Here is a 26,383-nt window from a genome sequence, read left to right on the forward strand (position 1 = left end):
GTTCCTTTCCATATAAGTCGAACGAGGTTTATTGTAGCATATCTGGGACACATCGTCTGCTTGTGACGGCTGTGAAACAACAAATGTTAACATAATATATATTATGATGTCTTCCATATTGATTAATGTCATTAACTATTAAATGGATAAACGAATGATTATAAGCGTTCCACATTCGATTCATCGAACAGCGCACAGCGCACATAAAAAAGCGTCCAAATTGGACGCCTTTCTTTGTCGCATGTCGAATTTTATAGAAACCTGATAGCGAGCCGATCTGCCTCCTGCGCTCACTGTATTATCCTCTACATATGATGATGCCCCCAACGATTATTCGCACTGCGCGCAGTTCCCAGCGCGCGGTGCCTCCATTCCGTTTGAAACCGCAAATCTGCATCATTCATCAGGTTTACATAATCCTCATTATGTAATTTGATTATTTATTTAATGACATTAATCATCTGCGGTTTGAACGCAGCTTCGGCAGTTTCACGTCCAGCCGAGTCATCGCCTCTTCCTTCTCCCGATTGGAAACATGCGTATACACCGTGGTCGTCTGGATCGAGGCATGACCGAGCAGCTCCTGCACCGTTCGAATATCCGTTCCTTTGCGCAGCAGCATGGTAGCGAAGGAGTGGCGAAGCTTGTGACTGGAATAAGCGACCCGCATCTGCTCTGGAAGATGACTCTGGTACTGCCGGAACGAATCCGCTGCAATTTGCTGAATGGTGCGGATCGACAGTCTTCTCCCCTTCTGGGAGATGAACATCGCCTCTTCTTTACGCCGATAAGGCGTCAGCCTGTGCTCCAGGTAGACGGACAGCATCTCGGCAACCGGCTCCGGAACCGGGATTGTCCTCCATTTCCGCCCTTTACCGAATACTTGCAGTGTTTTACGGTCAGGCTGATAGTCCCCGAGATTAAGTCCATGCACTTCCCCGACCCGCAGCCCCATGAACGCCATCAGCAGGAAAATCGCCAGGTTGCGCTCCCGGTATTTGCCGCTGACCGATTGCAGAAACGCTGTCAGCTGCTGTTCATCCATATAGACCGGGGCTTTATTCTTCTCCGTCTTGGCCTTCTTGATGCCAGCTGCCGGATTGTTCTCGAGCAGCTCCAGCTCCTGCAGCGCCTTGAAGAAGCAATGAATAGCCGCATGCTTGCGGTTACGCGTCTGATCGCTGGCGCCATTTCGTCTCGCTTGAGATAAATACGCGATCACCTGAAGTTTTTTACACTCGGCGAGATCCCGCCCATCCAGCGTGCTCAGAAATTGCCTCACATCGCTCATATAGTTCCGCTCGGTGTATTCGCTGTATCCCGCATCCTGCATCCAGATCAGAAACGAATCCAGGTACAGGCCATACCGGTCCGAGATCTCTTCTTCCCCATGTCTGTTCATCGCTGCCACACACTCCATTCTCGATCGCCAATTCACTGAATCTAGGATTGCCTCTATGATGTTTCACCGACTCGTGCCAACTTCTCCCTATTGGATGCACGATAACGCTCTTCATTGTACCTGATCCGTTGACGGATTGCGAGCCATATCGCGCTTTCAGGAGCATGAAAGATGACCAAGTGTACATGCTGGTGCGCCCATTCGCTCATAACGTAAACTGCGTATAATTTATATTATACGCAGTTATAGAGGGCGATAACCCGTTGTTAACTGAAGGATATAAACTTCGCCGATTGTCCCCTCGATCTTGCTCTCGCTGATGGGTATGAATAGGCATAGGGGCCCCTACTCTCGGCCTTTTTCTAGCTTATTGCCTCATAGAGGCAGATGTGAATTGAAATGAAAAGACCGCGATCACTCGCGGTCCGATATACGTTCATCCTATATTAAGCGTAAACGACGCGATCTGCATCCGTAAACCGATACTGCGTATTCAGACACTCTGCAATACAGTATCTCCATTGGATGGGTTATCGAATTGCACCGCTGCGCCGATCGGATCGGTACCGATAGTCCCAATCCCGTTGCCTTTCTCCAAAGGTGTGCTGAATACAAGACGCTAGCGTTCAAGCTTTGTGTGTGTTCCACGCGGGATGTCGATAGAATTCAATGGTATCAATAAAACTCACCTTATACTGCTGCTCCACTTCGGACAAGTCCAGCAGCTTTCGGTCGATTGCTTTCAGCCCCATGACCACATCATGGCGCAGTAGGTCCATAGCAATTTTGCCAACGAACCCGCCCTCGATCTCCTTATGTCTGTTACGAAACTCTTCATTGTAGATCAATTCTGGAGTAAAGGATGCTTCAACAAACGCATTGACGAGGGTTAGCTCGTTCCCTTCCATTTGCACGGCAATATAATAATTCCCGCGCTCATCCTTTATAAGATCTTTATTGATTTCCACGTTCAATTGGATCACTTCCTGTATCTTAGATTATGAGCCTTCGCCCAGCACGCCAAAAAGAAAAAGCAGATACACTGATCAGTCTCAGTCTCTTGCTATACATCTATACTGCCCATTAAATTATACCTTAACTTGTATCGCTATGCTCGTATGGGATATCACGACTAAAAAACGGTGAGCACAGCTTTTTTCTCTGTGTCTCATCGTGCAACTCATTCATGTATGGCAAGTAATACCCGATTCAATTCGTTTATCCCACTATAGACCTGTCCAAACATCTTTGGCGTACCGGCCTTCCTGCTGCAAACGTTCAAGCCATGCATCCGCCTGTTCTGCGGATTTGCCGCTAATGTCGATGTATGCTTGCTTGAGCGTGGCCTCCACATCAGGAGCCATCTTGCTTCCATCTCCGCAAACATACAGATGCCCGCCCTGCTCAAGCAGTGGAATCAGCTTGTGGGCATCGTCTCTCATCAGATGCTGCACGTAGCATTTGTCCTGTCCATCCACGCTGGAGAAAGCCGTATGGAGTTGGACAAGCCCTTCTTGCTGTGCAGCTTCAAGCTCATTTTTATACAAAAAGTCATGTTCCGGGTTACGGCATCCAAAGTACAGATGGGCTTCGCCAACCTGCTGCCCTTGTTCCTTCAAAACACGTCTTGCCTGCAGGAAACCACGGAATGGTGCCACACCTGTTCCAGGACCTACCATAATAATCGGTACATCCGCTTGATCTGGCAAATCAAACCCGGACTCTGGCGTCCGTATGAACATAACCACCTCTTCACCCGGTTTCAGGTTCGCCAGATAGTTTGACGCTATGCCTTTATATTCCCCTTGTCCGCTCCAGGCAGGAGCACGAACTACACGGACTGTGATGCTGGCCTGTTCCGGCTGTACACGAGGTGAACTGGAGATGGAATAATATCTCGCTTTGAGTGGAGGCAGCAGTTCCAGGAAGCGTTCAAACGGCATTTCACACGCCTCGTACTTAACCAGATAATCCAGCATCGATATCCGTTTGCTCCGCACTTCTTCCATATACACAGATTCATCCAGGAGAGCTTCTAGCTCCTTCTTGTGCGGGGGGCAAACGGTATATGCCGCCAGCTCTCTCAGCTGTGCACGCGTTGCTGCCTCTTGTAGCTCCACACTGTGACTGAGCAGGTCATATAGATTAACCGGCTGCTGTAGGGGCAAATGTGCTGCACTTCGACCCGATGCATCCAGAACCAAATGTTCCGTACCAGTGTAACCGTAGCGCTTTAGTACGCGTTCCACAAGTTCCGGTGGATTTTGCGGCAGAATTCCCAGATGATCACCTTCCTTGTAGGTCATGCCCTCAGGCAGTTTAATTTCCAGATGACGTGTACTCCGCGGGCTGCCCGCATCATGAAGTTCCCGATTTTCGAGCACTTGAGCTACATGGGCATCATACGTATCTGCGAGCGGTGTCACCGCTAGCCCACTTACAAACTGTATGGACAATGAACTGCATTCACTGCCTGAGCTGCTGCTGAGCTCAAGTCCCATCGCACGTGCCAGATCCTGCCACAATTGTTCACTCCAGTCCTCTACCTGCTTCTCAAAATCCCCGTTTGCGTCACTTTCACCAAGAGGAGACAACCGCGTTGCGCCCTTCGAAGAGAGCTGTTCATCAATCAAACGCGGGATACGCTGATACGTGCTGGCCCAGTTGTGATCCCCGCATCCAAGAACAGCATAACGGACTCCCTCAAATTCCTTGTGATCTGCATGTTCAATCCATTCCACAAAGTCCTTGGCATTACTCGGCGGCTGGCCATTGTAGGATGCACTGACGATAATAACAACACCTTCTTTCGGCAGTTTGCCTACCCGATCATTCAGTGCTGCGACTTCACTTCGAAATCCCTGGTATCGTGCATGATCTGCAATCTCACGGGCAATACCTTCCGCTGTACCCAGATTGGAGCCGTACAAGACCAGCATCGGGGTGTGATGGGCATTTGCCGGATCAGGCTCTTTTCTTTTGGCAACCGAAGATGGTTCCTTTACCGAAATACCTGGAACAGCCATGACGGGCTGCCCACCACTCACACGAACCCGAATGGTGAAATGTTCCGGCTTGAGTGTCAAAGTCTCTTTTACCTTCAACTGGTAATCGGTATGATCGATCAGGTCAAAATGTTTCAGGACCATGCCCAGCACAAGCGTTGCCTCCTGAAGTGCAAACTGCTGTCCAATGCAGGCCCGTTGACCATTACCAAACGGCTTGTAGGCATCATGCGGAACCTTGCTCGGATCCTCGAACCGCTCCGGACGGAATTCCTCTACATCGTCCCCCCAAGCATCACGGTCACGGTGCAGCTTGGGAATGAGCACACTTACACTATCCCCTTTTTGCAAAGGGTACTTTCCTGCGAGCACCGTGTCCTCTTTGGCGTAAAGGGAAAATGCCGGAGCCGTTGGCCACAAGCGCAACGCTTCGTTCAGCACCATGCGGATGTATTTCAGATTGCGAACCTGATTGTACGTCGGAACCGGATCTTTCAGAATCTGGTCGGCTTCGGCTTGCGCCTTGGCCAACTTATCCGGATTTTTCATCAAGTAGTAAATGGCAAAGGATAGTAATCCACTCGTTGTCTCATGCCCTGCAATGAGGAATGTAATAATCTGATAACGGATATTTTCATCATCCAGTGTTTCTCCCGTTTCCGGGTCCTTGCCGTTAAGCATATGGGATAACAGATCATCCGCACCTTCCTGAGGGTGCTCTTTGCGCTCGGCAATAATATGATCGACCAGCGTGAACATCGAACGGATATCCTGTTCGAACTGTTTCTTTTTACTGATCATCAGCTTATCCTGAATACGAAGGCGCTGCAGTGAACTCATGGCCTCATCCAATGCGCGTACCATGCTCGTGATAAATGGGTGCGGTTCTTCTCTGTAAAAGCTGTTAAACCGATAATTGAAGCCACACAATCCGATCGTATCCAGGGTTAGACGTGTCATATCATCGGGGACGTTAACCGCTTCATCGGGATTCAGCCTGGACCATTTCTGAACAAGCTGCACAGCCAGATCAACCATCTTGTTATGATATCCTTGCATGGCTCGCTGGCTGAAGCTGGGTAACAGCACATTGTGGGCTTTTGTCCAATTGGATTCATAGGTCCAGCTTGTAAACAAGCCATCTCCTGCAAACGCACGAACTTTCTCAAGAGGTGCCCACACACGCTTATCGAATTTGGATTCATCCGTTACCTCGGCGACCAGCTCATGACCTGAAATATACAGCTCGCTTCGTCCTGGATACTCCATTCGAAAGATAGGTCCATATTGGTCTGCAAGTTTAACCAGGGATTGCACAGGCTCCTCAAAGTTTAAATGCGGCAAGTTACCTAAAGGGCCGAATGTTTTGGGTTGCGGTACTGAAAATAGGGACATGCACACCACTCCTCCTCCAACTTATTAATCCAACCTTCTGAATCATGACTTTTTTGAAATAAACGCTACAAATTCACGGACATCACTTCATATGCTGCAAGTAATCACATTGAATGCAAAACATTAAAAAAAAACGAAACAGAACCAATTGACCAATTTGGTATAACGGTCATTCTAGCGTAAAAAAATAAGTCACTTCGTTATCTGCTTTTACCCTAACATTTCCAGTTCCAATCTACAACAGTCTCAAAGTCTTAGGACCATTGGGTAGCGCTCTATTCATAGAGTACAGTGCGAGTATATCATCGCAAACGCATTCATATAAAGCCGCTGCCGCTTCGCATTCGATCATTAGTATATTTAATCACGCTTACCTAGTGAAATAATCCATCTATGAAACCTACATCATTTTTTACACTTCCTCATAGATTTAACGAAAATTTGAAATAGAATCGACACTTCCCATTTATTTCAGATGCTAAGATACGAGAGAATTGAAAAAGTTGGAAGGGGATGAATTTATGAGAAAATGGATGTCTTTATTGCTTGCTGGCCTCATCACATTCAGCATCACGACTTCGCCGGTGCAGGCGGGAAAACCGACAAATCCGAACACGGGCGGCACACCCGGAAGCTGGACGGTGGGCGCTGCGCCTGAGCGTGTCGATCCATCGAAGCCGGCCATCCTGTTCGTGCATGGCCTGAACAGCAGTGCCAATGTATGGTACGAGAACAACGATATGTATGAACAGGCGTACAATAACGGGTACCAGACCTCTTTTATCAACCTGTATGACATTACAGGAACCTCCGAGAGCATGTGGGACAACGGCAGGCTTCTCTCCGGGAAAATCCGGGAAATCAGCGAGCATTTCGGTAAAAAACTGATCGTGATCGCCCACAGCAAAGGCGGTGTCGATACACAGGCAGCCATCGTCCATTACGGTGCGGCACCTTATGTGCAGCGCGTCATCACCCTGGGCAGCCCGCATCACGGCTCGCAGTTGGCAGACCTTGCCTACAGCAGTTGGGCCGGCTGGCTGGCAGACCTGATCGGTTCCAGAAATCCCGGCACCGCTTCGATGCAGACGTCCTACATGCAATACTTCCGCTCACAGACCGATGGGCTGAGCTCGGGCAGAGGCGTACCCTTTTACACACTCGCAGGCAATAGCTGGTCTTCTGGCAGCACTTCGCATTTCTTCGGCGGACTGTATTTGTCTTCCTATGGCGACAACGACGGTGTCGTCACCGTCCAGAGCGCTTATGTGCCCGGCGGACGCATGATCCGCGTTGGCCCTTGGAATCACACAAGCGTGCGCACAGGTTCCCATGTCTATTCCCTGCTGGCTCCTTATCTGCAGCAAGCGGAACCGGCCCAGGCCTTCTCTTCTGAATCCGGCCACGAACGGATTGCGCCAAGCGCCTCGGTAGCTCACGATCCGGGCAGCCATTATATCCGGGGAGGCAAGCTCCACGGACAGGCAACCGAGACGCTCGTTGTCGAAGATGGCGTGGCATCCGTTCAGCTGAGCTGGATCAGCGACAAGCCGCTTCACAGCCTGGAGCTCACCCATCCGGACGGCACTGTCGAGACGCTTCAGCCTGAGATGTACCAAGATGAAGAAATATTCCAGGGGGCATGGCATCACCAGGTGCTGCTGAATCAGCCGGCCCCGGGAGCTTACGAACTGACCGCATCGGCGCCGGACGCCGCAGCCTACCTGATGGCAGCCCAGTTCCATCGCCCTCAAGATTTCAAGATCAGCCTGAAATCTACCGGATCAGAAATTCAGCTTCAGCAGCAAGATCAAGCGCATGTGAACAACATCAGCTATGATATCAGCTATTTCGGTGATCCTGACAGCTTGTCCCCGCAGAAGCTTTCCCCGTCCATCTCAACGAAGAACTTCAGCGCGAATGCAAAGCCGGACATGTCGGTGTTCAACAAGCCGGGGCTTTACAGCATTACAGCTGAAGCAACAGGCGTAACCGACAAGGGCTATCCGTTCCGCCGCACGATCGTACAATCCGTATTCGTGGACGAATCGGGACGTCAATACGGGCTGTAGAAGGGAAAGCGATCCACGCGGAAATCCAATGAGATATATCCTCGAGCATTGACAAGAGCAGAGATCCTACTCTGCTCTTTCCTTATTATCACTTACTAATGTCAATTCCATATCTCACCTTTGCTATAGTTAACATAATATATTTTATGTAATTATTAAGGGGTGAATATATGAATTCACCTGCGTAACTCATTAATAACAAAATGAGGTCAAGGACTACAATGAGATTGAAGTCCTTGACAATGATCCTTATTCGCTTGGGATTGCCTTGAATGTGCTTGAGATTCGTTTGAGACACGCCATGAGTCTTCTTCTATGCACCAGTCTGCCATACAGCAAGCTTATGTCATCTGAGGTCCCGCAAATCGAAAACAGAACAGCTGCGCAGCGCTATTCGCCAATCCTTCGGATAGTGCAACCGGGAATGCAGATAAATTCAAGGCTTGAATCGTATCTCCGGCACTGAGATAAATCGAAACGATCACATATCCATTGCCTGCAGTTGCGGAGTCCAGAATATCCGGAGTGGACGATGGAATGCCGTTGAAGGCATAGCCGAAGCGGGATCCTGAAGGTGTTCCCGCAGCTTTGTTGTACGTTAGGTTAACATAATACAAGCCTTCCTGTTGAACCGTAATGGTGCCTGTTGTGTTGTCAAAACCAAGCCCTGCGGCTTCAAAAATATAGTTCGTCAGCGGGGCGTTAGGTGCAACAGATTGTTCCGGAGCAGATGCCAGCACAAACGGTTGCCTTGGCACGCCCGTCACACCGGTGACGCCTGTCACGCCTGTTGTTCCGGTCTCACCCGTTACGCCCGTGGCGCCTGTTACCCCGATCGCACCCGTCGCTCCCGTCTCGCCTGTCGTTCCAGTCACACCCGTTGCCCCTGTCGCTCCCGTCTCGCCGGTTTCGCCAGGTGTCCCGGTTCCCCCCGTGACACCTGTCACCCCGGTCGCCCCGGTCAATCCGGCAGCTCCTGTCGCTCCCGTCGCTCCCGTCGCACCCGAAACCCCGGTCACACCCGGGATACCCGTCGCACCGGTTGGGCCAGTCAGGCCTGTTGCGCCGGTCCCGCCTTCCTCCGTCTCAATCGAGACGATTGCCGAACCGGGTGTCGCTGCGATGTCGAGACTGTTCGAAGTGAACGTAAGGCTTTCACCGGCTGTCATCGGCACACTGCCAGCCTCACCGACTACATTAAACAGGAACGTCCCAGGAGCTACCGCACCGGTCGGTCCTGCCGGCCCCGGTGAACCTGGCGGGCCGAACGGGACCGGCGGGGACATGATCCGCTCCAGTTTACCTTGCAGTGCCCATTCTTTCTTCGTTATTTCGCGGATGGTCTCCCGCATGCTGTTATTGATCATCAGCAAATCACTTATCGTCGCCGTGGGGCCGGTCATTCCCGGCAAGGTGCCAAGAACATACTGCAGCTTCTCTCCTTCAGCATTAATAATATGGCTTAACCCCAACTCTTCCATGGCAATCGAAGACAGCAGCAAATTAATGGCGTCTTCCCGGCTTATCGTAATGACCGGCGTGATGTTGGGGATATTGGACTGAGACATGCTTTCTCCTCCTGTTCGCTTTTGCCGTCCATTCCCAGTTTTCTTGTGATAGGATAGATTCAACATGGATAACTTCCAACATTCGACCATGGTTCGCGAGCGTCATAAGATCAGATCGAGCTCAAGCCTCCCAATGTTACACCCATCCTTTTATCGCCGCACGAATCCAGATGACTTCCATCCGCATAACGGCACGCCATTCCAACTTGACAATCAGCAACGCTCATCGTGCATTAGCCTATATAAGCATCTTCACCTCCAGCCTTCCCTTCCGATTGCTTTGATCGACGATTTCAAGCCGCCCGGGTATCCAATCCCCATGTATCTACTTAGAAGGGCGAACATCAATAAGCGGGAAGATTGTGACAACCTTTCATCTTGCTCCCCCTGTTGTTCGATTGTATCGTCGCTCTACATGACCACGGCCATCATTCCCATGAATATCCAGTAGTTAAACCACAAATTTGCGTGTGTATCCTGTATGTATCGGAAAGCGAACTTCATATACCATTATCTGTATTCTCAAAGGCCGCAAAAATGCCATAAACAGACAACGCACAACACATGAAACTCATGCTGATGATGATTTCTACCGTCTCTACTAATAAACATGCTCATTACTTCTATCCCAATACAGCGTCACAAAGAGTGCCATAACAACAAAAAACCCCCGATTTCGCAATCGGGGGCACCGTGACAGGCGGACTTCCATATCCTTCAACGGGTTAACTACATTTTTCGCAAAATCTTCTCCATCGCTTTCCCTTTAGCCAGTTCGTCAATCAGCTTATCCAGATAGCGAATTTCCCGCATCGTCGTTTCTTCAATGTCTTCCACGCGGACGCCGCATACGACGCCTTTAACCAAAGCCCGCGCCGGATTCATGGCTGGAGCCTTCGCAAAGAAAGTCTCAAAATCTGTCTTCTCGTCCAGTTGTGTTTCCAGCTCTTCCTGGCTATATCCTGTCAGCCAACAGATAATTTCATCCACTTCGGCTTTGGTACGGCCTTTTCGTTCCGCCTTCGTCACATAATGGGGATAGACACTTGCAAAGCTGGTTGTATAGATACGATGTTTGGTCATCATTCATCTTCCCTTATCAAGTTTTCTCTATTATAGCATGTAAGCCGAAGCGTGACGAAGGAAGCTGCTGGATACCAGGAACCGGAATCGATCAACCGGAAGCCATGTGCCCGTATTAGAGGCAATAACGGCGCTGCCCCTTAGACTGATGGCAGGCACGGCCTGAACTGCACTGCACGGCACTGTACTGCACTGCAACGAATATCCCCTCCTGCTACACCGCCACATGGCCTTGCGAGTGCTCGTATAGCTCCCGGTACTGGCCGCCGCGCTCCAGCAGTTGCTCGTGAGTGCCTTGCTCTATAATTTCGCCTTTACTCATCACGAGAATGCGGTCTGCCTGCATGATGGTGGACAACCGATGGGCAATAACAATCGTGGTGCGATTCTGGGACACGACATAAAGGGCATTCTGAATCAGCTGCTCTGTGTACGAGTCCAGGTTGGCGCTGGCTTCATCCAGGATAAGGATCTTCGGCTTGAACACAATAATCCGGGCAAAAGAAATCATCTGCCGCTCGCCCGCCGACAACCCGCTGCCCCGTTCAGACAGCATCGTATCATAGCCTTTCGCCAGCTTCCGGATAATATGATCCGCGCCCACAAACTCGCAAGCGGATATCACTTCCTCACGGCTGATCGACTCGTCGAACATCCGGATATTATCAATGATGCTGCCCGAATACAAGTACGGCTCCTGCTGCACAAGCCCGACGATGCGGTGCAGTGAACGCTGCGGAATATCGCGCACATCTACGCCGTCAATGCAGATGCTGCCTTCCTGCACGTCATAGAAGCGGCACAGCAGGCTGATCAGCGAGCTTTTTCCCGCACCGGTCGTACCGACCACCCCGATCAATTCACCGGGCCGAATATGCAGATCCACCTGACGGATAATCGGTGTCCCTTCCTCGTATGCAAAAGAAACCTCATGAAAATCAATACGTCCTCTCACCTGTTCAGGCAGAAATCCTTGAGCGCTCTTGACTGAATGACGCCCCTCAGGCTCCGCTGGGCCGCCCTTCCGAGCTGCCGCACGGTCCACGTCAAACTTCGTCGGCTGTGCAGAAGACGCAGAAGACGCAGAAGACGATGCCGCGGCATCCGCTGACACGACATCTGTGCGATCCACGATCTCCGGCTTGCTCTCGAACACTGCCCAGATGCGCGACACCGCTACCGTAGCCGATTGCAGCGTATTCCATTGCTGAGTGATCGTATTGATCGGCTGGAAGAACTGACGGATATACGTTATAAACGCATACAGAACGCCGAACGCCAGGCTTTGATCCAGCACCGCGTTTCCGCCAACCCAGACCACCAGCGCAATCGACAGGTTGCTCAATATATCAAAGGTGCGTCCAAACAGCACATTCGTCCGGATTTCACGCAAATTGGCTTTAAAATACGAGCTGTTCCGCTCGTTGAACTGCTTCTCCTGCTCTTTCTGCTGGTGAAACACCTGGACAAGATTCATGCCGGACAGATTTTCGGCCACAAAGGCAACCATCCGTGACAGCCTCGTTCTGGCCAGCTGATACGTCGTACGCATGAATGAGCGGAACGCAATCGCGATGACAAAAATAATCGGCAGCAAAATCATGCAATACAGCGCCAGCTGCCCATCCAGCTGGAACATCATCACAATGATGAACACGAGCGTCAGACCGTCGCGGAACAGACTTAGCAGCACCTGATTGAAAAATTGATTCAGCGCTTCCGTGTCGCTTGACACATGCGTGATCAGGCTGCCGCTGGACATCCGGTCGAAATATTTCATCGACTGCTTCATGATATGGCCAAACAGCTGCTTGCGAATGCGGGCCACGATGCTCTGCCCGATATGCTGCAGCAGGTTGTTCTGCAAATACGTGAAGGCGAAGCTCGACACCGACAAGCCCAGATAGATCGCGCAGATGATCAGCAGTCCCCTGTAATCGTTAACGCCAGCCAGCAGATTGTCATCAATTGCGATTTTCATCAGGAACGGCTGCAGCAGCTCGGACATGATTGCAATCAGCGAACATAAGAACACCCCGATAAATCCCAAGCGATGAAGCTTGATATAGCCGGACAACGCCTTGAACGCCGAGATGTAATGCGGCTTCTGTTCCGGCTGGTTCAGATCCGCCTTCTGGTCGGCCTTCCAGTTATGAATGGCTTGTGCCATGCTGGCTTCCCTCCTCCTGTATGGCATGAAGGTCGGCATAAAGTCCGTCCTGCCGCAGCAGCTCCTCATGCGTGCCGCGCTGAATGATTACGCCATCATCCAGCACAAGGATGTGATCCGCATGTTTGATGGCGCTGATCCGATGCGCGATAATGATCGTGGTTTTGCCTTGACGCTCCTTCTGGATCGAATCGATAATCTCCTTCTCTGTCACCGCGTCCACCGCGCTGACACTGTCATCGAGAATCATGATCGGCGCGTTCTTGATCAGGCCGCGGGCCAGACTCGTCCGCTGCCGCTGACCGCCGGACAGTGTCAGGCCGCGCTCCCCCAGTCTCGTCTCGAACCGGCTCGGCAGCTCCACAATATTATCGTAGATCTGCGCCTGGCGCGCGGCGCTCTCCACACGATCAAGATCCGCATCGCGCTTATAGAAGGCGATATTCTCGCGGATCGTCGTACTGAACAGAAAACCGTCCTGCGGCACATAGGCGATCTGGCTGCGCAGGCTTTCCAGCGTCAACGCTCTCACATCCGTCTCATCGTAATGAATCGTGCCCGGAGGTGGATCATAGGTGCGCAGCAGCAGCTTCATCAGCGTTGTTTTGCCGCTTCCGGTCCGCCCGATGATGCCTAGCGTCTGCCCTGGTTTAACGTTCAGATCGATCTGTTTCAGCACCTGATGAGAAGTGTCCTCATAAGCAAAGCTCAGGTTGTCGATCCGGATTTCGGCTTTGCCGAGATCCACCGCCTTCGCATGATCTGATTCCACAATGTCCGACTTCTGGGACAATAGGTCATTCAGTCGCTCCAGCGACGCGCGTGAGCGCTGAATTGAATTAATGACGTTGCCAATCTGCTGCAGCGGAGTCATCAGCATCCGGACATAGAGCGTGAGTGCGACGAAGTTACCGAGCGTGATCCGGCCCATAATCGTCAGATACCCGCCAAATGCCAGCGCCGTAATCAATGCAATCGTGCCGAGAAACGGAATCAATGCCTGGAAGAACGACGATACGCGCACCAGTCGAAGCTGGTTGCGGCGAATGCGCTCCACCGTTTGGTCAAACCGCTGCTGCATAATATCTTCTACGGCGAATTTCTTCGTGACCCGAATGCCGCCAAACTGCTCCTCGGCTGTATCGGTCATGCGTCCAAGCGCCTCCTGCACCTCCAGCGACCGCTTTCTGATCACGGGACCAAGATACACCACGATAAACGGAATCAACAGCAGCGGCAGCACCGAGGCTGCGATCAGATAAACCGGGATGCCGCTGATAAACATCATCGACATGGCCGCTATAAGCAGCATCGCGGCGTTCGCCGACTGGTTAAAGCCCATCGAGATCGACTCGCGCACCGCCGTGACATCGTTCATGAAATAGCTGAGCAGCTTGCCTACCCCGTTACGGGAATAGAAGCGCTCGCTCATCTCGGTGAAATGACGAAACAGCCGCCCTCTTACGAGAAATTCGAACCTGCGCCCGATATGCATGATCAAATACATGGCCACGCCGTTAAAGAGCACATGCCCTACCCCGATCGCCAGCAGCAGCAGGCTGTAATCGACAATGAGCGAACGGGTCAGCTCCCCGACATGCAGCTTGTCAGTAAACTCCCCCAGCACCTTCGGGAAATAAACATTAATCAGATTGGATACGAGATGGAGGAGAAGTGAGAGCAAATATACCAACCACGTCTTCCGAAAAAAATCCAGCAATATGCGTGCGGATGTCAAGGCACGCCCACCTCCCGTCTTGTCAGTTCCAGTCCTGGACCCGGGGAACATGTTCATAGGAACCCGAGCGATTCTGCACGGCAGCTGCCAGACAATGCCTGGCAGCGTTACTGCTACAACCGCAGCAGCTCACTCCTCTTCATTTCGTTGCGGCTGGCTGCCGCTGGAACCGGATTGCCCGAATGGCCCTTCCGGCATGCCGGATGAACCCGCAGCGGGATGATCGGAGCGGTCCGCTGGGCCAGGAGCGTCGGGCGATCCCTCACGCCCCTCGGGCGCTGGCGTCCCTGCCGAACCGCCAGGCTCTGCCGGAGCCGCGGAATACGCCGCATCAGACTCGCTGCCCGGCACGGGCATGCCAGCGATATGCTGCAGCGTCTGGCGAAGGTCCGCAAGCACAGCCCGAAGCTGCTCTGCTTTCGCCGGATCGGCGATCGCTGCCCTTTCCGCTGCTTTCAGCAGGTGGATCAGCTCTTTGCCCTTCGGCGTCAGCCGCCGATTGCGCCGGGGCATCGGCGGATCCAGGTCCGCATCGCGCTCGTCTTCGTGGCCGCGGTAGCCGCGGTGACCGTCGTAGCCGAACTCAGCAGGTTCCCCCCCTTGCTCAGCAGCATTGAGCGGTTCCGGACGCTCCATTTCTTCCTGCAAATAAGCCCGGCCTTCCTCCGTAATTTGAAATATCCGCTTGCCGTCCTGCTTATAGGGCTCTACCAATCCCTGGTCCCGAAGCATCTGCAGGGTCGGGTAAATCGAGCCGGCGCTTGGCTTATATGTACCGCCCGACTGCTCCTCCAGCGCCTTCATCATTTGGTAGCCGTGCATATTCTCATGACTGAGCAGCTCCAGCAGCGCATACTTAACCCCGCCCCGGCTGAAATACCGTCTGCCCGAGCCTCCGGTGTCCCGCGCATTGCCCAAATGCAAAAACAGTCTCTCCTCTTGCTTCCATTCCTTGGTCATGCATTGCCCTCCATTACGATATATCGTATTACTCCGAATTTTATACGATATATCGTTAGAATACAATCGTTTTTCAGGCTGTTTTTTCCATTTTTCGCATTGACTTCAGGCCCTGTCGCTACATAAAAAAATAAAAGCCGACCTATCACCACCGTCATTCCACATTGCGGTGGCGAAGTCAGCTTCCATCCTCGCACGATCATTTTCATTATGTCCAGCACGAACGGGCGCCTGATCTGCATAAATCCGTCATACCATCTCCCCAATTCCCTTAACGGATTCTATCCCGTCCCTAAAGGCCTGCTTATCCCTTGACCGCTCCTTCGGTCAATCCCTTCTGGATATACTTCGAGATCATCAAGTACACCAGAAACACCGGAATGACCGTCAGCGACACCGCCGTGGCCATCAGGCCGAAGTCGGTTCCGTACTGCGAGCTGATCTCGTTCAGCAAAGCAACGATCGGCCGTACATTTTCCTTATTCACGAAGATCAGTGCCGAGAACAAGTCATTGTAAGACCACAGGAATACAAAAATGCTCGCCGATGCAAACACCGGGCGCGAGATCGGCACGAAGATGCGGTAGAACATCTGCCAGCGATTACAGCCATCCATGAACGCCGCTTCCTCCAGCTCCTTCGGAATGGTGCTCATGTATCCGGCGATGACCAGAATCGCAAAGGTCAAATTCCCGGCCGTCTGCGGCAGTATCAATCCCCAATATGTGTTCACAAGACTCGTCTGAATCAGCAGCTCATACACCGGCACGACGGTGGCGAATGCCGGAATCAGCAAGGTGGCGTACAGCACGGAATAGATCGTTCTTTTTCCTTGGAACTGAAACCGGGACAACACATAGGCTGCCAAGCCTCCCAGCAGCAGCACCAGGAATACCGTACTGAACGACATAATCAGACTGTTCATGTAGCTTCGGCCAATGTTGATCCGCTCAAAAGCATTTTCATAATTCGTCCACACCGGATTCCACGCAATGGAGAATGAGTCATTCATGACATCCCGGGACACCTTGAACGAATTGTTCACAATCCAGAACAGCGGATATATTGTGGTTAGCGACCATGCCGTCAGAATGATGTAGATGATCACACTGCTCGCTTTCCATCTTTTCTTATGGATCACCTGCTGTTTTTGTTGCTCCGCGACAATCGTCGGCTCCATAATCGAACACCCCTATATGGCTTAATATGTAATCTCATCCCGCTTCAACAACCGGTTGGCCACAAGCGCCAACACCACGCCGAAAATAACCATGTAAATTGCAACTGCTGAACCATATCCGAAGTTTTGATCGACCATCGCCTTTTTGTACATATACGTCCCGAGTACCTCGGTGCCGTTCTGGCCTCTTGTAATGACCCAGACGAACTCGAATACTTTGAGCGTACCGGTGATGGCCAGCGTAATGACGACCTTGATGTCGCTCATGATGAGCGGAATGGTGAGCATGGTTGTCTTTTTGAGGCCGCTGATGCCTTCCAGCTTGGCTGCCTCATAATAGTCGGATGGGATTTTGGACATGGCAGTCAGGAACAAGATGAAGTAAAAGCCCACATAATGCCATACCGTCGGAATCGAAATGGCCTTCAGCGCATTGCCCTGATCCAGCCACAGCACCTTCTCGATATTGAACTGGGCAAGCAGGTTGTTCAGCAGACCGAAATTATAGTTATAGAACAGGACAAACAACAGTGAAATGGCCGTACCGGATATGACCACCGGGAAGAAAAAGACCGTCCGGTAAAAATCCTTCCCCTTTCGGATCGAGTCCACCAGCACTGCGAGAACAAGCGCGATGCCGACCTGAAACACCAGCACGTACAGCATCACTTCGAGCGTGTTCAGCGTTGCCGCACCCAGAAGCTCATCCGAGAACAGCCGCTCGTAGTTGTTCCACCCGACAAACCGTTTATCAAAGAAGCCTGTCGTCCGGTAAAAGCTCAGATAGAGGCTCTTGAAAAACGGATAATACAAAAAGATGGCCATGATCACTGCGGCAGGAAGCAAAAACATCCATATATACTTTCGATCACCCTTCATTTTTATCACCCTTGATGTAGAATTTATCGGTTCTTCCTGACACCCGAAATAGCGACGCCGCCCAGGCATGCAGAATCGGGCGGCGTTTGCTAACGGTTATGCGAATGTTCTCTAGACAATATTTATGGTCTGTTGTCGTCCTCTACCTTTTTCGCATCGGCAATCGCTTCGGTCGGCGTCTTCTCGCCCTGGATAACCGCATATACGCTGGCGCGAAGGTTGCCGAAGGTCTCCTGTGCCACTTTGCTGTCAATTGGCGAGCTGATGGATGCTGCTTTCGCCGCCATCGAGAAGCCGTCGAGCGCAACCTGCGGCAGCCCGGTCACTTCTACATCCGCCGCCGGCGTACCGCCGTTCGCGGTAGCAATCTTCTGAATGCTGGCCGGGGACGTCAGATGTTTCATCAACGCAACCGCCGTATCTTTTTTCGCTGCGTCATCATACGTCGCCTTGGACAGGTAGAAGCCTGTGCCGAAGCCGCCCACAATGTCGTTGCCGCTGCCTACACCGCCAGGAACGGCCGGGAATGGCACCACCGTCGTCTGGTCACGCACATCTTCATTCCATCCGCCGATGGCCCACGAGCCTTCAAGAATCATGGCCGCAAGACCTTCGCTGTAATAGTTGCCGGCCATGCTCAGATCGATGGTTGCCGCATCTTTCGGAAATGCGCCAAGATCATACAATTCCTTGATGGCAGCATAGCCTTTCTCCCAGTTCGGATCCACTTCATCCTTCAGCCCTTTGTTCTGACCTTCCGGACCCGCAGCCGACAGTACGGCATGCTCGATCAGATAGTGAGACTGGTCAAACGGCACCGATAACGGGATGATGCCATTCTCGGACAGCGTCTTGACCGCTGTCGTCAGCTTATCCCAATCGGTTGGCAGCTCAAGCCCATGATCCTCGAAAATCTTCTTGTTCACGAACAGACCTTCATAAAAGCCCGTCAGCGGCACCGCATAGATGTTGCCGTCTTCCTGTCTGGCAAGCTCCAGCGCATCCGGAATGAAGCCGCCCTTCCATTCGGCATCCTCCTCGAGAAGATCGTTGAGCGGAACGACCTTGCCCGCATTGACGAATCCTTCGGCATCCGCACCGATGAAGTAGAACAGCAGATCCGGCTCGTTGCCGCTGTTCATGTCGGTGTTGACTTTCGTCCGGAAGCCGTCGTCATTCGCGGACATCGTGTCATTCTCAATCGTTACATTCGGATGTGAAGCCGTGAACTCGTCCAGCGCGGATTGGAACGCTTCACGCGCCGCATCGGTTCCGCCGAACGTCGAGAACACACGCAGCTTGACCGGCGGTGCATTCTCTTCCGCCACGGGCGGTGTCTCTGTCCCCGTGTCGCCGCCATCCCCCGACGAACTCGTGCCTCCGCCGCCGCAGGCAGCCAGGAATGTCGCGAACAGCAGCATGACACTCATCAGAATCATCGATGACCTTTTTAACATTCGATTTCCCCCTTCGTTATTTTTGTCGTGGGTCGTTGATGTCTTATCAGCATTTTATGCCACGGGCAAAGGCTTTCAAAGGGCTACAATTTTATTATGCAGGGGTAAATTATTCTACAGCCGGGCCTGCCGGGATGCCTTAATCCTATATCCTCCCTCCCCAGATGACGTTCTTCGGTATCTTCGCGGCTGCTGGCGGCGAGGTCGAGGTGGAGGCTTTGAACTGTTCCGGGCTCCCCTCTCTTTTGATACGGGGGTGGGTAATTAGGTACGTGGGTGGTGGAATGGCAGATGAAAGGTCTCAAGAGCGTCATGGTCGCTTTTAACTATTGTGAATTTTTCATATGTTGAAATAATATAATAAGGGGGTTGAAATGACCGTTATCATCGGCCTTTAAGGGTATTTTGCGCAATTATGTATGTACTGATAGATCTAAGGTTCGTATTCTCTATGTATTGACATCCGGTTTGTCCTTCGGGGTGTCACTTTATGTCGTTACAATCAAATATACGCCCGGGTTCTGGTCATAAAAAAAGCAGCCGACCTGCAGGAATCCTCCTGCTGATCAGCCACTTAGCAATCTGCACAATCCTGATGTAAGCATCCTGTCTGTGAATAAGGAGCCGTCGATTACACTTTGCCGACCCAATCGGCCCCGGCCACTTCCTTCCAGCGATGGCGAATCGCTTCATACACTTCCTGCGGCAGCGGGCCTTTGGCCAGCAGCTCGGCATTTTGCTGCCAGCGCCCCGGGTTGGCCGTTCCTACGATCGCCGTTGCAACCCCCAGGGTGCTCAGCGTAAATCGAAGCGCGGTTTCAACGCCTTGCTGAACATCTGTCAGGAAATCATAATTCAGCTCTCCGAGACGGAGCCAGTAAGGATACGCATAATCCTGCTCGCTGAGCGTATCATGCTGCCAGGCAACGTTGGCAATCGGCCGCTTAGCAATGACGCCCATCCCCCGTTGAAGCGCTTCCGGAATGGTCAAATCAATGGCTTCCTGGTCGGCAATGTTCACCGAGGTTTCCAGGCTATCGAAGACTCCGGTCTGCACCGCATACAGCGCATCCTTGGTATCCCCGCTGTAGCCGATATAGCGCGTCTTGCCCTGCTCCTTCGCCTTCTTCAGCACCTCGATCACTTCGCCTTGGCGGAGGATTTCCTCGGAACAGCTGTGGAGGTGAATGATATCTACGTAATCGACCTGCAGCCGCTGCAAGCTGCGATCAATCGTCTTCTCCAGCAGTACCGGATCCCAGTCGGGATAATCAAGCCCTGACGCATGTCCGCACTTGGTGAACAGATAATACTCTGATCTGCGCCCCGCCAGTGCCTTGCCGATCAGCTCTTCACTATTGCCGTAGCACTCCGCCGTATCAATGACGTTAAGTCCGGCGTCCAGCGCGCTGTGAAGCAGCTTCTCGACCGTCGGCAAATCCTTGTTCCCGATTTCGGCCCCGCCGAATCCTAAAATGCTGACCTGCATATCCGTATTGCCATAAGCTCTGCGTTCCATGCAACAACACGCTCCTTTTTTACATGATTCATTTCGGCCTTACGGGATTATTACCCTGCACGGTTATTTCGAATCCAGCCTCGAATTATAGAAGCAAATGTCGATTCCAGCACACGTCCTCCTTCTCCAGAGGCTTAGCATGATTATCCCGTTTGATCAGGCTGCTTCCTCCTGAACCAAAGGGATAATGGTTATAAGGGAGGCAGAAAGACAACCGACACATTAAGCACCAATGTCTGGGGTTGAGCCTACGATATTCACTTATGGTAACAATGATCAAAACCCATAAATGCTCATTCCGCCATCCACAAGCAGCGTCTGCCCTGTCATATAATTGGCCGCATCGGAGGCAAGGAACACCACAGGGCCCACGACCTCTTCCAGCTGACCCACGCGTTTGAGCGGAGTTCGGTCCAGTATATCCTTGAGATACGCCTCGTCGGACAGCAGCTTCTCGGTCAGCGAAGTCCGGAAATACCACGGACCAACCGCGTTGACCTGAATGCCGTATTGCGCCCATTCAAGCGCGAGCACCTTGGTCATATGGATCAGCGCCGCTTTGGTCGAGCCGTAGACCACGCCGGTTCTTAGCGCCGTATGTCCGCCTACGGATGAGATATTGATAATGCGGCCGCCTCCCTGCTCCTTCATCTGCTTAGCCGCGATCTGTGAGGCAACGAAAGCCGATTTCAGATTGGTCTGTACGATCACATCCCATTCTGCTTCCGTCACCTCAAGCGCCGGCGTCCGGATGTTCATGCCTGCGTTGTTCACGAGAATATCGAGCTTGCCCGCTTCCTGCACAAACTGCGAGATCGCTCCCTCCATCTGCTCTCTGTCCGTCAGATCTGCCGGAAGGATAATCGCCTTGCCCTTCCCGGCACGTTGAACCTGCTCTGCAGTTTCCTCCAGATCACTGCGCGTGCGCGACATGAGACCGACATCACAGCCCGCCTCGGCCAGCCCGATCGCTAACGCTCTCCCGATTCCCCGGCCTGCACCTGTGACAAACGCTGTTTTTCCCTCTAAACGAAAAGATGGCAAATACAATATATTCCCCTCCATATTACAACCCCATTTATTTCGATTCCAAGGCGATTTCCGCCCGATACATCCACGATACACCAATCATTTAACTGGATTAATAATTAACATCATTAAATTTGCGATCGTTAAATAATGATCGTTAAGCTGCTATACATATCTTTCTGTCGCTGTCTATCTATCACGCTACACATAAGAGCTAACGGTTTCCCGGGCCAGAGGAAAAATACTGCGACGGATTCCCGCGCTCCGGGTCAATCCGCTCTTGGTATCTCCCGTCCGTATAAACGCCGATCACCTTGCGCCAGAACGTCTGTGCCGGCTGATTCGTGCTTACCTGACTGACCTTCCACCGCCCTTGGAAGCGGTCGAACAGCTCGCGAGCCGCCCATGAACCGAGCCCGAACCTGCGGTATTTCTGCATGACAAAAAATTCGGTCATGTAATAATCCGCTTCCTCGCTATCCTCCACCCGCTCAATTAATGCAAATCCGGCAGGACGCTGGTCGTATGTAATGAGAAACGGGTATTTCCGGTCCCGCTTCTTCCAGAACTGATCCAGATCCGGGTACGTTGCAAACAGCCCCTGATCGTTCAAATCAAAGTCCAGATAACGGGTAAAATCATAAAAGTAAAACTGCATCATATTGGTAATAACATGCTGCTTTCGTTTGGGGACAAGCTCCAGCCCCATTCTGCCGCTATGCGCTGAATTCATGAAACTGCTGCCTCCTTGCCAAGATGACGATGTCTAAACGATGAGGTCCACGATGTACTGTTATCATATAACGTGACCTGTCCGATCACAAGCAAGTAACAGCAAACCGCCAGCACCGCTGCCCGGTAAGCCCCCACCCTCCCATTCATCAGGACGTCAAAGGGCGTCATATGATACACTAGGTAAAGAACAAGCTTATCCGCATTTCATCGCATTTGATTAGAGGTGATACCATGAACATCCAAAAAGAACAGGATCGGGTCAAGCTGGACGAGAAGTCCCCGGCCATGCCTTGGTATGTACAGCAATTTATCGACTATAAACTTCCGGATCTCTCCCCTTCGACACTGCTCGAATACGTAAGAGATTATGAAACGTTCTTTAATTGGCTGCGGGCGGAAGGTCTGTCGGCCGCAGCTTCGAACCGGGAAGTGGCGCTCTCCGAGCTGGAAAGCCTGCGCATGGACAGCATTACCGCTTACCGGCTGTACCTGACGACGCGCCGAGAGGGCGCAAATTCCAGAATCACGGTGTCCCGCAAGCTGTCTTCACTGCGGTCGCTGTTTCACTATTTAAGTCAAATCGCTGAGGATGAGGATTTCTATCCGCTTCTGAAGCGCAACATTATGGCGAAGGTGGAGATCAAGCGGATCCACAAGCCGAAGGACACTGCCGCCAAGCTCAAGGGCAAGATTTTGGAAGAGGACGAGCTGCAGGAATTCATCACCTACATCCACGAGGGCTACGCCCAGGATGTCGCCAACAACAAGCAGGCGTTATACGCCCATGAGCAGAACAAGGTCCGGGATGCCTGCATCGCCAGTCTGATCCTGAATTCCGGGCTGCGGGTGTCCGAGGTGGTGAATCTCAATCTGTCGGACATTGATTTGAACAACAAGATGCTTCACGTATTCCGCAAGGGCAACAACGACGAAACGTTCAAAACGCCGGTCTATTTCCGGACTCAGGCCAAAGACGATCTGGAGCATTATTTGCAGCTGCGGCAAGCCCGCTATAAGGTTCCGAAGAAGGAGAAAGCACTGTTCGTCGCCCTGCGAAACGGGCAAAACGAAGGCCAGCGCATGACCAAGCGCGCGATCCAGGCGATGATTATCAAATACGCCAAGCGTTTTGGCAAGCCAGCGCTGACCGTCCACAAGCTGCGGCATTCTTTTGCCACCGATTATTATTTACAGAACGACATCTACAAAACCAAGGAACAGCTTGGGCACGCCTCGACGGAAACAACCGAGGTATATGCCCATCTGACCGACAAAACGATGTCCGAGGCTATTGAACGCCGAACGGACGCTTAATGTGTCATAGGGACACCTAGTGACTTATAACGTCTCATTGTGAGTCTTATGGTTTCATAGCACATCAAATTGCTTCACTGAGCTTCACTCGAAAGGATCAACGCCACAATGGCATCCACGTCATCCCGCGGTATCACCGGAGCCGGCAGGTCAGACCCCACCGTCAGTCCCCTGCCCGGCTCTTCTGTCATCTTCTGCGGCTTAATCATCTCCTTCGGCACAACGATGCCCATTACGCCCTGCAGCTGCAGCAGCCCAGCATCAGCTTCATCCCGCAGCAGCACCAGCTTCGGATATGCCGCTTGCTTGAAGCCTTCCACGAGCACGAGGTCAACGTCCCGGAAAGCGCCGATGAGTGTCTCAAGCGGCGTCTCTGCTTCCATCAACACCGCCGTTCGTCCCGGTGATGTGATCGCTACCGCATCCGCGCCGGCTTCACGGAACTGATCGGTGTCGGTGCCCGGATGATCCATCTCAAATTGATGCGCATCATGCTTGATGACAGCCAGCCGGACGCCGCGCGCCTTGAGCTGACGTATGACAGCAGCCAGCAGCGTCGTTTTTCCACTGTTTTTATAACCGCATAGTTGAACGACTCGAACCTCTTTCATGACCAGGCTCCCGTAAGCACCAGCACCGTCACGGGATGCCCTTTAGACGCGCCCTTCAACTCCGGCGGTATCACAATCAGACATTCACTATCCTTGATCGTGACCATGACACTGGATTCATCAAGCTGAGCTGGAGTAGCAACGAGTCGACCTTCCCGAACCCCCAACCGTCCGCGCACGAACCGGGTAAAATTGTTCACTTTGCTGTAATCCGCCCCAAGCTCGGCGGTCCATTCGGTCAGATGCAGCTGCGTCATGCCAAGCTTCTTGCGAATCGCCGGACGGACGAACAGCAGAAAGCCGACGAAGCAAGCACCCGGATTGCCAGACAAGGCAAACAGCAGTTTCCCGTCCTTCACCGCCGCCGTCGTTACACTGCCCGGACGCATCGTCACCTTATTGAACAGCATGTCCACCCCGCCCGAAGCAACCAGCTCCCCCATGATGTCATAGTCGCCAACCGATACGCCGCCTGTAGTGACCACGATATCGTACTCCTGAAGCGCAGACGCCACTTTGCTTCGTGCCAGCTCAATGTCGTCCGGGATCGCCTCCATGACGACCGGAGTGCCTCCAGCCTCCCGAATCTGGGCTGCCAGCATGTAGGTGTTGCTGTTGCGGATCTTCCCCGGCTGAAGCGGCTCATCGATGTCCAGCAGCTCTGTTCCGGTTGAGAATATCCCGACCACCGGGCGCCGGTACACCTCCACCTCATGAACACCGAATGTCGCCAATACTGAAATTTCACCCGGACCGATCTCGCGCCCTTTGGCAAGAATCAACTCGCCTTCCTGGAGCTCGAATCCGCGCGGCGTTACATTTTTTCCAGGCTCAATCGCTCTTTTCAGCCCGATATACGTCTCTCCGTTCTCACTGCGGCTCTCTGTCGCCTCCAGCATGACCACAGCGTCCGCGCCGTCTGGCACCTGGGCACCCGTCATAATGCGCGAGGTCGTCCCTTCGGTGATCGGCACTGACGATACATATCCGCACGGAATATGGTCTACGACCTTGAGCCACACCGTCTCCCCCTCTTCACAAGCCAGCGTGTCTTCTGAACGAACCGCATACCCGTCCATACCCGACCGGCGAAAAGCCGGATACGGATGAGGCGCAATCACATCTGCGGCCAGAATCCGTCCATCGCTTTCTTTCAGACTGATGATCTCCGTCTCACCAGGCTGCACATAAGCCAGCGCCTTCTCCTGGGCTACCGGCACCTGCAATGCTTTACGCTGAAATTTATTGGGTGTATCGGGCTGTCCCTTCCCGTTCTGTTCTTTCCCGCTCTGTTCCTTCCCGTTCTCCATTACATCTCCCCCACTTCTTCATGACTATACTTCCCAGCTGCCTTCATCAACCTATAGTATCAGTTATAACGCCAAATGATCGTGATGGCAAACACAGCCCCTGCGTCCCCCGCGAACCAAACCGCTCGCATGATCAGCGTATAACCAAGCTCTTCACGGGGAGCTCCTGTCGATATAAAAAAGCGCGCGGCCTTCGCCGCACGCAAATGGTCTACCTTCGACCACGCCGGAACACCTTGCCTGATCCAGAGCGAGTCTTCGGTTTGGTATATGATTTCTTCGGTGAATCGAACAGACTGCCGCCGGATTCGCCGCGAGTAATGCTGCCCCGGTTATTCCCGGAATCCGGATTCCGCTTGAACAGGCTTCCGCCCGTCCCTACCTTGTCCTGACCACGTCTTGTGATCTTGCCGCTTCGGTCCACCGTTAGCGGTGGCGCTATCTTCTTGTCCTGATCTGTCGGCTTCCGGAAGCTGCCTTCCTTCGGCTTATAGACATCCTTCTGGGTATAGCCGCGATACTCCCCGCCGCTTCTGCCCATGCTGTCGAACAGATCGCTGAGCAGAACAGCCGTCAGGTACCCTTGCAGGAAACTCGGATTATAGTTGTTCCGGACATATTCCTTGGTATCGATCTCGATCAGCGTATCCGATGGCTGGTCAGGGTCCTGCTGCAGGTGGTAGAACTCATCCCCATAGACGAGGAACATTCGCTCATCATCTTCAGGCGAGACCTGATCCGGGGCCTGCGCGGCCATCAGCTCCTGGGCAACCTCGGGAACACTTTTCCCTTCGGCCCGGTACACGAAGGACTCGGCTCCGCTCTCCCGGTTCACCGATTCCAGCGGATACGTATCTCGTACATTCGGCGCGCCGCAACCGCTCAGGAGCGATACCAGGAAGCTGAGCACCAGCAATATTTTGATTGGCAAAAAAGAGCGTGCTTTCATGTTACCA

At 52.5% G+C, this 26,383-nt stretch carries 20 protein-coding genes; 2 read left to right on the forward strand and 18 right to left on the reverse strand.

Features of this window, described 5'->3' with window-relative positions; translation table 11 throughout:
- Window positions 1-457 precede the first annotated feature (457 nt).
- From CHH75_RS13675 to CHH75_RS13685, 3 genes are all read right to left on the reverse strand, one after another.
- A complete protein-coding gene (locus CHH75_RS13675; protein WP_244908081.1) occupies window positions 458-1,402 on the reverse strand; it encodes a tyrosine-type recombinase/integrase in 945 nt (314 codons plus the stop codon).
- A gap of 626 nt (window positions 1,403-2,028) precedes the next feature.
- A complete protein-coding gene (locus CHH75_RS13680) occupies window positions 2,029-2,376 on the reverse strand; it encodes a hypothetical protein (protein WP_095398457.1) in 348 nt (115 codons plus the stop codon).
- A 252-nt stretch (window positions 2,377-2,628) separates the two neighbouring features.
- Window positions 2,629-5,802 (reverse strand): bifunctional cytochrome P450/NADPH--P450 reductase, encoded by a 3,174-nt coding sequence (locus CHH75_RS13685; RefSeq protein ID WP_095398458.1) that lies wholly within the window; start codon window positions 5,800-5,802, stop codon window positions 2,629-2,631.
- A gap of 533 nt (window positions 5,803-6,335) precedes the next feature.
- On the opposite strand from CHH75_RS13685, the gene CHH75_RS13690 reads away from it, so the two are divergent.
- Window positions 6,336-7,874: an esterase/lipase family protein gene (locus CHH75_RS13690; protein WP_255223034.1), complete on the forward strand. Its 1,539-nt coding sequence runs from the start codon at window positions 6,336-6,338 to the stop codon at window positions 7,872-7,874.
- 341 nt (window positions 7,875-8,215) lie between these two features.
- Here the strand turns inward: CHH75_RS13690 and CHH75_RS13700 are convergent, their stop codons facing one another.
- The 12 genes from CHH75_RS13700 to CHH75_RS13755 form a co-directional block, all read right to left on the reverse strand.
- On the reverse strand, window positions 8,216-9,442 hold the full coding sequence (locus CHH75_RS13700) for an alpha-helical endospore appendage domain-containing protein (protein WP_095398461.1): 1,227 nt from the start codon (window positions 9,440-9,442) through the stop codon (window positions 8,216-8,218).
- 729 nt (window positions 9,443-10,171) lie between these two features.
- Complete coding sequence (locus CHH75_RS13705) at window positions 10,172-10,525, reverse strand: DUF2200 domain-containing protein (RefSeq protein ID WP_095398462.1); 354 nt, start codon at window positions 10,523-10,525, stop codon at window positions 10,172-10,174.
- 30 nt (window positions 10,526-10,555) lie between these two features.
- Window positions 10,556-10,723 (reverse strand): hypothetical protein, encoded by a 168-nt coding sequence (locus CHH75_RS24890; RefSeq protein WP_155617788.1) that lies wholly within the window; start codon window positions 10,721-10,723, stop codon window positions 10,556-10,558.
- Window positions 10,724-10,739: 16 nt separating this feature from the next.
- Window positions 10,740-12,695, reverse strand: a complete 1,956-nt coding sequence (locus CHH75_RS25310) for an ABC transporter ATP-binding protein (protein WP_230875641.1) — start codon at window positions 12,693-12,695, stop codon at window positions 10,740-10,742.
- Window positions 12,676-14,433 carry an ABC transporter ATP-binding protein gene (locus tag CHH75_RS13715; protein ID WP_095263752.1) on the reverse strand — a complete coding sequence of 586 codons (1,758 nt, stop codon included), beginning with the start codon at window positions 14,431-14,433 and terminating at the stop codon, window positions 12,676-12,678. Before CHH75_RS13715 ends, CHH75_RS25310 begins: the two co-directional genes overlap by 20 nt.
- A 129-nt stretch (window positions 14,434-14,562) precedes the next feature.
- Window positions 14,563-15,393 carry a PadR family transcriptional regulator gene (locus CHH75_RS13720; protein WP_095398463.1) on the reverse strand — a complete coding sequence of 277 codons (831 nt, stop codon included), beginning with the start codon at window positions 15,391-15,393 and terminating at the stop codon, window positions 14,563-14,565.
- A 304-nt stretch (window positions 15,394-15,697) separates the two neighbouring features.
- Complete coding sequence (locus CHH75_RS13730) at window positions 15,698-16,573, reverse strand: carbohydrate ABC transporter permease (RefSeq protein WP_095263749.1); 876 nt, start codon at window positions 16,571-16,573, stop codon at window positions 15,698-15,700.
- Window positions 16,574-16,594: 21 nt separating this feature from the next.
- Entirely contained in the window at window positions 16,595-17,452 is an 858-nt protein-coding gene (locus CHH75_RS13735; RefSeq protein WP_095263748.1) for a carbohydrate ABC transporter permease, read from the reverse strand.
- A 122-nt stretch (window positions 17,453-17,574) separates the two neighbouring features.
- A complete protein-coding gene (locus CHH75_RS13740) occupies window positions 17,575-18,909 on the reverse strand; it encodes an ABC transporter substrate-binding protein (protein WP_095398465.1) in 1,335 nt (444 codons plus the stop codon).
- 631 nt (window positions 18,910-19,540) lie between these two features.
- The gene (locus CHH75_RS13745; protein ID WP_095263746.1) at window positions 19,541-20,428 is read right to left on the reverse strand and encodes an aldo/keto reductase; all 888 of its coding nucleotides are present in this window, start codon (window positions 20,426-20,428) and stop codon (window positions 19,541-19,543) included.
- Between the two features lie 276 nt (window positions 20,429-20,704).
- Window positions 20,705-21,478: an SDR family NAD(P)-dependent oxidoreductase gene (locus CHH75_RS13750; RefSeq protein ID WP_095263745.1), complete on the reverse strand. Its 774-nt coding sequence runs from the start codon at window positions 21,476-21,478 to the stop codon at window positions 20,705-20,707.
- A gap of 193 nt (window positions 21,479-21,671) precedes the next feature.
- The gene (locus CHH75_RS13755; RefSeq protein ID WP_095263744.1) at window positions 21,672-22,190 is read right to left on the reverse strand and encodes a GNAT family N-acetyltransferase; all 519 of its coding nucleotides are present in this window, start codon (window positions 22,188-22,190) and stop codon (window positions 21,672-21,674) included.
- Window positions 22,191-22,423: 233 nt separating this feature from the next.
- Here CHH75_RS13755 and xerS point away from each other — a divergent pair, with 233 nt between their 5' ends.
- Window positions 22,424-23,506, forward strand: coding sequence for a tyrosine recombinase XerS (gene xerS / locus CHH75_RS13760; protein ID WP_095263743.1), 1,083 nt, complete (start codon window positions 22,424-22,426; stop codon window positions 23,504-23,506).
- A gap of 74 nt (window positions 23,507-23,580) precedes the next feature.
- Here the strand turns inward: xerS and mobB are convergent, their stop codons facing one another.
- The 3 genes from mobB to CHH75_RS13775 form a co-directional block, all read right to left on the reverse strand.
- The gene (gene mobB, locus CHH75_RS13765; RefSeq protein WP_095398466.1) at window positions 23,581-24,117 is read right to left on the reverse strand and encodes a molybdopterin-guanine dinucleotide biosynthesis protein B; all 537 of its coding nucleotides are present in this window, start codon (window positions 24,115-24,117) and stop codon (window positions 23,581-23,583) included.
- Window positions 24,114-25,427: a molybdopterin molybdotransferase MoeA gene (locus CHH75_RS13770; protein WP_095398467.1), complete on the reverse strand. Its 1,314-nt coding sequence runs from the start codon at window positions 25,425-25,427 to the stop codon at window positions 24,114-24,116. Before CHH75_RS13770 ends, mobB begins: the two co-directional genes overlap by 4 nt.
- A gap of 211 nt (window positions 25,428-25,638) precedes the next feature.
- Window positions 25,639-26,376: a DUF4247 domain-containing protein gene (locus CHH75_RS13775; protein ID WP_095398468.1), complete on the reverse strand. Its 738-nt coding sequence runs from the start codon at window positions 26,374-26,376 to the stop codon at window positions 25,639-25,641.
- Window positions 26,377-26,383: the final 7 nt, after the last annotated feature.

Source organism: Paenibacillus sp. 7541 (assembly GCF_002276395.1).
GTDB classification, from domain to species: Bacteria; Bacillota; Bacilli; order Paenibacillales; family Paenibacillaceae; genus Paenibacillus_AQ; species Paenibacillus_AQ campinasensis.